Below are 8,009 nucleotides of genomic sequence, written 5' to 3'. Positions count from 1 at the left end.
AGCTCTTCTTCAAGCTCTTCTGATAATTTTCAAAACTTATCTAATAAATTAGCAATTTCTTTTTGTTTTTCTAAAGATGGTAAAGGAATTGTTATTTCTTTTAGCTTTTCGATATTAAGCATTTGTAAGGCTGTCTTGTGAGATAAAGATTTAATTAAAGTTTGCTTTTTTAGTAAGTAATGATAAAGATACCTGTTGAATACTAGTGTTTGATCAGTTTCGAGAAGACATATGTTACTATTAAAAAATATTTCTTCATTAGAATCATTAATTGCTATCTTAGCTACTTCTCCTCTAGTTGTTATTACAATTTCATTTTTCTTAACAAGATATTTATTTAAGTCTTGGGAAGAATTTTTTTCTTGGAAATAAATCAAATTATTTTGATTTATTTTCCCATTATTTATGTTTCCAGTTCTTATTAATTTTCTATTTCCCCCTAAAATAACCTTATCAGTATTTAATCCTAATCTAAACTTGCTAACTTGCTGAAGAGTTAAGTATTTAATTTCCAAGCCATCTTGAAGTATGTCCATTGATTAAGATTTTAATATCAAAAAAAAGAATTAGTAAATAAGTGTTTATTTTTAAAAAAATTAATTTATGTCAATATTAAAATAATTTTTACATAACTAATAAGCTACTGTATTGTATTATTTTAAAGTCCTTTAAAAGGAGACACAAATATTGTAATCGCCTTTAATAGATTGTTTATTAACTTTTCAAAAAATAAAACATATTTTATTTGATCTTAAATAAATTCTTTCTTTTAAGGCATTAAGTGAATTTCATTTTGATATATTCAAACTCGTTAATGTTCGAAGTAATTTTTATTTTTTCGCAATGCATAATGATTACATTTGAAATTTTTTCTAAATATCCATAATTACATTTGCTTTTGTTAGAGCTTCCATTTAGAATTTTTGGTCAAAATAAAAATTGTAAAATCAAATTTAGCACTCTCTAATTTATGAATAATCGAAAGACTTTATTAGCTTGTCCTTGTATAATGATAGGAGTTATTCCTTGGTTAGATAATAGCGCTCTTAACTTTGTGAGCAATAAATACAATTTTTGAAATTTTATAAGTAACTAAAAAATTATTTTTTTAATTTTATGAAGCTCAATAAAATTAATTTCATCTTAAAATAATGTGTTTGATAAGTGATAATCAAAAGAATTTATTGTTATTTTTGGGAAACGATACAATTTATTATTTTGATTTTTATATTTAATAACTAAATAGAGCCACTTTATTTATTACAAAACTACTTGAAATAGTTAACTTAAATTAAAGATTTTTTAGTAGTTATTAAAAAATATATCTTTATTTTGCAAATTTTGATTAGTAATTAGGGTATTCTTTCTAATTTTAAGATAAAGTGAATTTTTGTTTTAATTAAAGTTAAATTTTGCAAAAGATTTTATTTAACATTGTTTTATCGCATAATTTAAACATTAACTATTCCTAATAGAGCATCAAAATTTATTTTGATAATTTATCAATATAAGGTTTTTCGGATAATTACTAAATAGCCTTCTATTCCTTATGCAATCATCGATTCATCTCTATGTTTTCATTGCAGTCGACATTATTTTGTCTTTTTTTGACATTTAAAGCCATGGTTCTTTGAGCGATAGGAGAGCACGGCTTCAGGATGAGTTTGTCTATCTTTAAAAAATGATTCATTTTTTCAATATAGTATCATTATTTCAACTAGGTAAATTTTGTTGAAACTTATATTATCTCTTAATTTAAGTAATTTAAAATTATTTTGATCGTGCGCAAGCAGTACATCAAGTCTCGGACGCTCCCCAACAATTATCAAATTTTTTGTCTTTTGTAATAAGTTCATAACAGGTTTCTCTCATTTTTTCATAAGTTGTATATGCTCCCCTTAAACCAGGAATTATTCCTTTTTCGCGCTGATGAACTTTTTTTCACCCTTCATGATCATTTCATTTCGGAATGTATCAACCACTTTTGATATGCCCAGGAGCATTTTCTGAAAAATGACTATTTAATTTTTCGTAGTGATTCATTTTTGAACTATAGTCTAGTTTATTTTTTAGTTTAATTCCTCCAAAAGAAGTAGCTAAAATCACCCCCCCCCCTATTAAACTACTAATTAATTTTTTGTTAATATTTAAATCCATTCAGATTTTTTCTTTTAATTAAAAGTTTAGGTTACGTCTTTTATTAAAAGAAAATAATGAATTTTAAAAGTATTGTTTTGAGTGTCACAGGCTTATTGTCTGTGGCAGGGGCCTCTTCTTTTTATTTTTTATCTTCTTCTGCTCCCGATAATAAGAAAAAAATCACAAAAACAATCCCTAAGGCCGATTCTTTTAAGCAAAGATTTCCTAGAATGTATGTACCTCCTGTTTCTCGACAAATAACAGATAGCGAAAATAAAACATTTTGAATACCTAAAATTAGAAAATTAGAAGAATATTATTTAAACAACCGTAATGAAGAAAAAAAGAGATTAATGACTTCAATGTTCAAGGTTATGCCGAATAATAAGCATTCAACAATTCATAGATATATGGAAGTTGAAAAGTTTAATCCAAATGATATGGATGTAGAAGCTATGTTGTTATCTCAATATTGCAATGAAATTTGAAGCTCAAATGAAGAACATAAGGAAGTAGAAGATATAGTTAAAGAATTGTGTGTTGATAGTTCTAGATCTTTTTCTTATTAACAAAAAGTATTTATTCTTGATTTAAAAAAATTGAATTTTTGAAGATATATTTTTATTTATTGTTCATCATAAAATTTGTGAATAAATAACGATGAAATATTCTAAAAAATTTCATCTTTGATTATTTATTTGTAATATTTCTTTTCTTGAAGAAACTCTTAATCCTTGTATTCCTTAGTAACATTTTTAAGGAATATTTTTGTATTTGTTGTTGTATCAACTTCTATCAATTAAGCATTGACTACATCAACCTTGTGTAGAATTACAACTGCTAAACTCTTTGTCTTTATCGGAAATCATTCCATAACACGCATCTCTTAGTTCTTTAGGATTGGCCAAGCTCATTCTTATATCTTCACTTCCTTTACGGATATATATTGATTTTTGATCCCCTTCATAATATCTTTTTCTTCACACTTCATCATCATCCCAGTTTGGCATAGTATAGCTCTTAAGTCCGGGTATTTTAGGAAGGGCTTCGCCAAGCTTAGATCTTAATCCTCCAAAATATCTTAATTTTTTATTACTTTGTATTTTGTTGTTTGTTTCAATGCCAGCAAAAGATGCGACTGCAACTGCTACCCCCCCCCTAACAAGCTAAAAGTTAATTTTCTATTCATTTTTTGGAAAAACTCTTTTTGAGTTTAATTAATGTGTGACTTTTACAATCAATAGTTTTTGAATTAATGTAAATTTGCTTTAAATAAATTATTTTATAGATATTAATATTGCATTTTTTTGGAAGTCAAAAAACTTAGAGAAGAATCAATATTTTTTTATTAAAAATGATGAAGATATTAGTCTTTAAATGAAAAATGCTACTATTGTAAAGTTTCTAATAGGACTGGCTTTAACTGGCGCAACTATAACAGGTACGGCCTTGGTCGCTTTTCCTTCACAAAAAACAGTTATTAACCAAAAACAAAAGTTTGATTCTAGACAAGAAAAAAAAGCAAACGGCTTGAGGTTATTGGAACAGGCATTTGTTAAATACAAGGGCGACGATGTAAATAGCCGAAAATTAGCGGCGGTTATTAATTCACATCCAAGTGCATTTGTTTATTTTATGCTTGGAGATAATGATCGTTTTTTAGATGATGGTTCAGCTGAAACATCATTAATATCTTGATGTGAAAAATCAAATGATTCTATTCAAATTCCTGAGGAATATTCTCAAATTTTAAATAGAGATTCAATTTGTGAATTTACAAAAATTACTTGGTAATTCTTTATTTAAGAACATTAATTTAACAGTTTGTAGTGTTCTTAAAAAATTCTTTATTATTTGTAGCAAAAGGAAATTTTATTAACAATCATATATGAATAATATAGCAACGTCTTATTAGGGCCGGCAATATAAGTTGCTGGAGGTTACTATGGATATCAAAATGTTAATTTTGGAGATTCAAGAACTCTTAATAGTTGAAAAAAATTGATGCAACGCTGATAATCCTGTTCTCTCTGTGGGAAAGGTTTTAAAAAATTCGAAAAGAGTAGAAAATTTAAACAGATTTTGTTTTTTTAAGTAACAGACAGAAGGAGATCATTTGTGTGTAATAATATTTTTTTAACCTCAGGACTCGTCTCTTGCGCACTTATCGCATCAACCACTACTAACATTGCAATTAGTTAAATTTTGATCCTTTTCTGCTTCTTCAAAACAATATTCTTTTAGTGATTCAATTGTCGGAAATTGTTGTCTGAATTGTGTAGCTTCAACGTTATTCCCCCGACTATCTGAAGACACTTCCCTTTCATATTGTTTTTTTCAATGAACATCATTATCTCAATCCGGTAAATAATAACTTTTTAATACCCCTGTTGAGCGCTTTAATTTAAAATTTTCACTTAATCTATTGTAGCGCTTAATTTTAGAGTTGTAAGCTAAAGTATCATTTAGTTTAATCCCTCCAAAAGAAGTAGCTAAAATTGCAACCCCCCCCCCTAGTAATTTAATTATTAATTTACTGTTCACTTTTGAAAAAGATGTATATTTTTATAGAAATTAACAAGTATATTGTTAACTTTCCTTCAAAAAATTTTTTTCGTATTTCTTGTTTGTAATTGGTTATTTTTTTCTAATACCAAACCATATTTTAAAAAAAATTTTATAGGATTAACTCAAGAATGCATAACTCCAAAACTTAAGCCTAATAAAAAGTTTTTTAATAAATAAAGATATTTTCTCGCTAAACTTTTGTAACTTTTAAATTAATTTATAAGAGTCAAGATGTTTTTGTATTTTGTATTGAAATTATTATTTATTTCGCTATAGTAGTTTAATAAGTTAAGCTTGTACATTATGAATTGAAAAATTGTTTCTGCAGGAATTACAAGTTCAATATCTTTAGCAGGAGCAACTTCTTATTGATTTTTATTTAACCCCCAACAACCCCCAACAACCCCCAAAATAAAATCCTTTAAAGGTAAATTCCCTTCTGTAAAAATTAATTCTGAGTTTGTGGGTGGAAAATACAATTCTGGCTTTTGAAAACCTAAAATTGAAAAAATAAAAAGATATTACTCTGATCCAAGCAAACCACAAATAAGAAAACGTCTAATAGCATCTATGTCTAAAGTGGTTGATTCTAGTTCTGTTGCTCGTTATTTTGATTGAGAGGAAAGCGCTATTCAAGTTGGCGATTTTGAAGGAAGATTATTAGCTCAATATTGCAATAAAGCTTGAAATTCTGAGAGCGAAAAATTTAAAGGAGATGAAGATATTATTGAAGATTTCTGTCTTGAAGAGGGGGCAAAATTTAATCTTTAATTAAAAATTTCATTTTATGAGGTATAATGAAAACAATTTTTATGTTCAAATTGTTTACTGCGTATATGTGAACTTAATGTTTTTTAAAGGTAGTTATTTTTTATCCTAGTAAGCGATTATCTTCCTCTGCTTTTATCCCGTTTTCAAGAACCATCTTTAGCGCAACCCATACATCAACCTTCTCCATTACCGCATTGATTATATTTATTTTCTGTTTGTGAATAACAATAATCCCTAAATTTTTCTCAATTTGGAAAACTATTTAAAAATCCAGTTCTCTTTTGTCTATTTGCGTCAGAATTATCTTCTGTATGTTTTAAATTGTGAGTCCTTTTTCATGTTTCAAGATCTGTATATTCTGGCAAGTATCATCTTTCCCCCGAAGAGCTACTTAATCCAGAAGATGCTAGAAAAATTTTAGATATTTCTGAATAACGTGCAACATTTTTTCTTGTAATCTAAAGTATCATTTAATTTAAGTCCAGTAAAAAAGTTGTTTTTATTTTGTAAATTTCAATGAATAATTGAAACAAGTTTTTCAATCAATTAAGATAAGTTTTTATTTTAAATTTAAGTTAATTTTTCAAAAATTTAATCTCTATTTTTCAATCATTATGCAATCCATACATCAACCACTTGAAGAAGAACATTGCAAAAATTCTTTATCCTTAACTATTCATCCATAACATGCGTCTCTCATATCTTCATATGAAGAGTAAGATTCATCTAATATTTTTCCTTTCTCTCATGCATATAAAGTTTTTCAACTTTTATGATCGTCTCAATCTGGAAATCGATACCCTTTAAAATCTTCAGCTATTTTTTTTAAAAAATGTGATTTTAAATTCCTATTATTTTTTATTTTTTGGTTGTAATCAACGAAATCTTTGATTGTGGTTCCAACAAAAAAAGCAACTAAAATTGCAACCCCCCCCCTAACAAATTAGATATTAGTTTTTTATTCATAATTCAACAATTAAAAGCTTTTATTTATTTAATAATAGCTCGTTTTTTACTTTTAGTGTATTTCATAAATTAATCTCTTTAATAATTAAATTGGGATGTCTTGACTCTAAAGTTACTGCGACATTTCTCGTTAATTTAATTAAAAAAATTGACTTATTTTTTTTGAATCAATTAATTCAACGACTACTATTATGACGGATTTTGTAATATTAAATAGAAGATCTTCATGGATAATATAGCAAAATCTTTAATAGGACTGGCAATAACTGGCATTACAGCGGCAGGAGGTTATTACGGGTGACAAAATTTAAGTTTTAAGGATTCATCAACACAGGAAGGTTGAGCACAACAAAATGCTAATTGATTTAATACGAAGTGGAAAAATTTTGAGAAAAAAGTTTTTTTGCCTGAAAATAATGATTTATGGAAAGAATGGCATAATCTAAATACTAAATTAGCGGAAGGTGAATCACTTACAGATTATCAGATAGCTAAAAGATTTAAAGAATGATGTGCTTCTCAAAACACTATTTTTGAGGGCCAAAATGATTTTGCAAGACTTCGTGCCGAATGCAAACAATTATAAGAAAGATTAAAGTTCATCTTTGTTAAGGGGCGACATTTTAAATTAATAACTTGTTTCTGTAATATTCATATTGCTGTTTTCTTAAAAATATTTCGGCAGGCAATCCTTCTTTAATATTATTTGATAATTCTCAAAACTTATCTAATAAATTAACAATTTCTTGTTGTTTTTCTAAAGAGGGAATAGGAATTATTAATTTTTTTATTTGGTCTATATTAGAGTGAACTACTTTGGATTTTATTTTTCCTTTAGTTTTTTGTAATAAAGCATCCCCTGTTGATAGCGTATAAGCTAAATATTTGGGATTTTGATTGTGTTTCATGATCACTATATCTCCACCTACTAATATTGGCTTTTTTCCTATGTAGGCGCATGATTTTTCTATATCTTGAATATTTTCGCTAGTTATTACGAATAATAAGTCATTTTTTTCGGCATATCTTTTGTTTTTTATTAGCGTTTCATCTATTCCAAATGGACACTTATCAAAATAAATTAAATTTGAAGTATGAATTCAACCATATCTAACGCATGGATGTCCAACCCCTTCAATAGCTTCATCTTTCTTTATTCCAACGCCCCTATATAGTTCAGTTGCTATTTCTCCTAATGTTAATCATTCGATCTTGTTATCTTGTTTGAATGAAAGCAACTCATCCCTATAATATTCATATTGTTTTTTTCTTAAATTAAGCTCTTTTTCAAGCTCTTTTGATAGTTCTCAAAATTTATTTAGTTTGTTAGCTATTCTTGATTGAGTAGCTAAATCAGGTAGAGATATTTTGATTTTCTTTAATCTATCAATATCTAATGCAGGAAGTATTACACCTAATTTCAAGTTCTCTATTTCTTTGGATTTGGAAATTAGGAAATGATAAAGATAATCTCTATTGACTTTGTCAGATATAGGCTCTATCTTTAATATATGGCTGTTAAATAGGAATTCTCTATCTATATTAATCTTTCCCAATTTCCCAAT

General features: G+C 27.0%; 10 protein-coding genes. 4 read left to right on the top strand and 6 right to left on the bottom strand.

The genetic code is table 4. The annotated features are described in order from the left end of the window. The coding region (locus A6V39_RS00140; protein ID WP_187149643.1) for a restriction endonuclease subunit S at positions 1-536 on the bottom strand (536 nt) is incomplete at its 3' end. A gap of 1,234 nt (positions 537-1,770) precedes the next feature. Next, entirely contained in the window at positions 1,771-2,157 is a 387-nt protein-coding gene (locus A6V39_RS00135) for a hypothetical protein (RefSeq protein WP_187149642.1), read from the bottom strand. Positions 2,158-2,213: 56 nt separating this feature from the next. On the opposite strand from A6V39_RS00135, the gene A6V39_RS00130 reads away from it, so the two are divergent. Beyond that, positions 2,214-2,708, top strand: coding sequence for a hypothetical protein (locus A6V39_RS00130; RefSeq protein WP_187149641.1), 495 nt, complete (start codon positions 2,214-2,216; stop codon positions 2,706-2,708). Between the two features lie 186 nt (positions 2,709-2,894). Here A6V39_RS00130 and A6V39_RS00125 read toward each other — a convergent pair whose 3' ends face one another. Beyond that, positions 2,895-3,149, bottom strand: coding sequence for a hypothetical protein (locus A6V39_RS00125; RefSeq protein WP_187149640.1), 255 nt, complete (start codon positions 3,147-3,149; stop codon positions 2,895-2,897). Between the two features lie 367 nt (positions 3,150-3,516). Here A6V39_RS00125 and A6V39_RS00120 point away from each other — a divergent pair, with 367 nt between their 5' ends. Beyond that, a complete protein-coding gene (locus A6V39_RS00120) occupies positions 3,517-3,933 on the top strand; it encodes a hypothetical protein (protein WP_187149639.1) in 417 nt (138 codons plus the stop codon). A gap of 342 nt (positions 3,934-4,275) precedes the next feature. Here the strand turns inward: A6V39_RS00120 and A6V39_RS00115 are convergent, their stop codons facing one another. Further along, positions 4,276-4,683 (bottom strand): hypothetical protein, encoded by a 408-nt coding sequence (locus A6V39_RS00115; RefSeq protein ID WP_187149638.1) that lies wholly within the window; start codon positions 4,681-4,683, stop codon positions 4,276-4,278. Positions 4,684-5,010: 327 nt separating this feature from the next. Between A6V39_RS00115 and A6V39_RS00110 the strand changes: the two genes are divergently transcribed. Continuing rightward, entirely contained in the window at positions 5,011-5,478 is a 468-nt protein-coding gene (locus A6V39_RS00110) for a hypothetical protein (RefSeq protein WP_187149637.1), read from the top strand. Positions 5,479-5,594: 116 nt separating this feature from the next. Here A6V39_RS00110 and A6V39_RS00105 read toward each other — a convergent pair whose 3' ends face one another. Beyond that, positions 5,595-5,843 carry a hypothetical protein gene (locus A6V39_RS00105; protein WP_187149636.1) on the bottom strand — a complete coding sequence of 83 codons (249 nt, stop codon included), beginning with the start codon at positions 5,841-5,843 and terminating at the stop codon, positions 5,595-5,597. A gap of 827 nt (positions 5,844-6,670) precedes the next feature. Here A6V39_RS00105 and A6V39_RS00100 point away from each other — a divergent pair. Continuing rightward, entirely contained in the window at positions 6,671-7,030 is a 360-nt protein-coding gene (locus A6V39_RS00100) for a hypothetical protein (protein WP_187149635.1), read from the top strand. A 37-nt stretch (positions 7,031-7,067) separates the two neighbouring features. On the opposite strand, the gene A6V39_RS00095 is transcribed toward A6V39_RS00100, so the two are convergent. Next, positions 7,068-8,009 (bottom strand): restriction endonuclease subunit S (locus A6V39_RS00095; RefSeq protein ID WP_222702661.1); only part of this gene is annotated, 942 nt, incomplete at its 5' end.

Source organism: Candidatus Mycoplasma haematobovis (assembly GCF_001645765.1).
Classification (GTDB): domain Bacteria; phylum Bacillota_I; class Bacilli_A; order Mycoplasmatales; family Mycoplasmoidaceae; genus Eperythrozoon_B; species Eperythrozoon_B haematobovis.
Note: the sequence above shows the minus strand (reverse complement) of the source record. Positions and strands in the feature narration are given on the sequence as shown.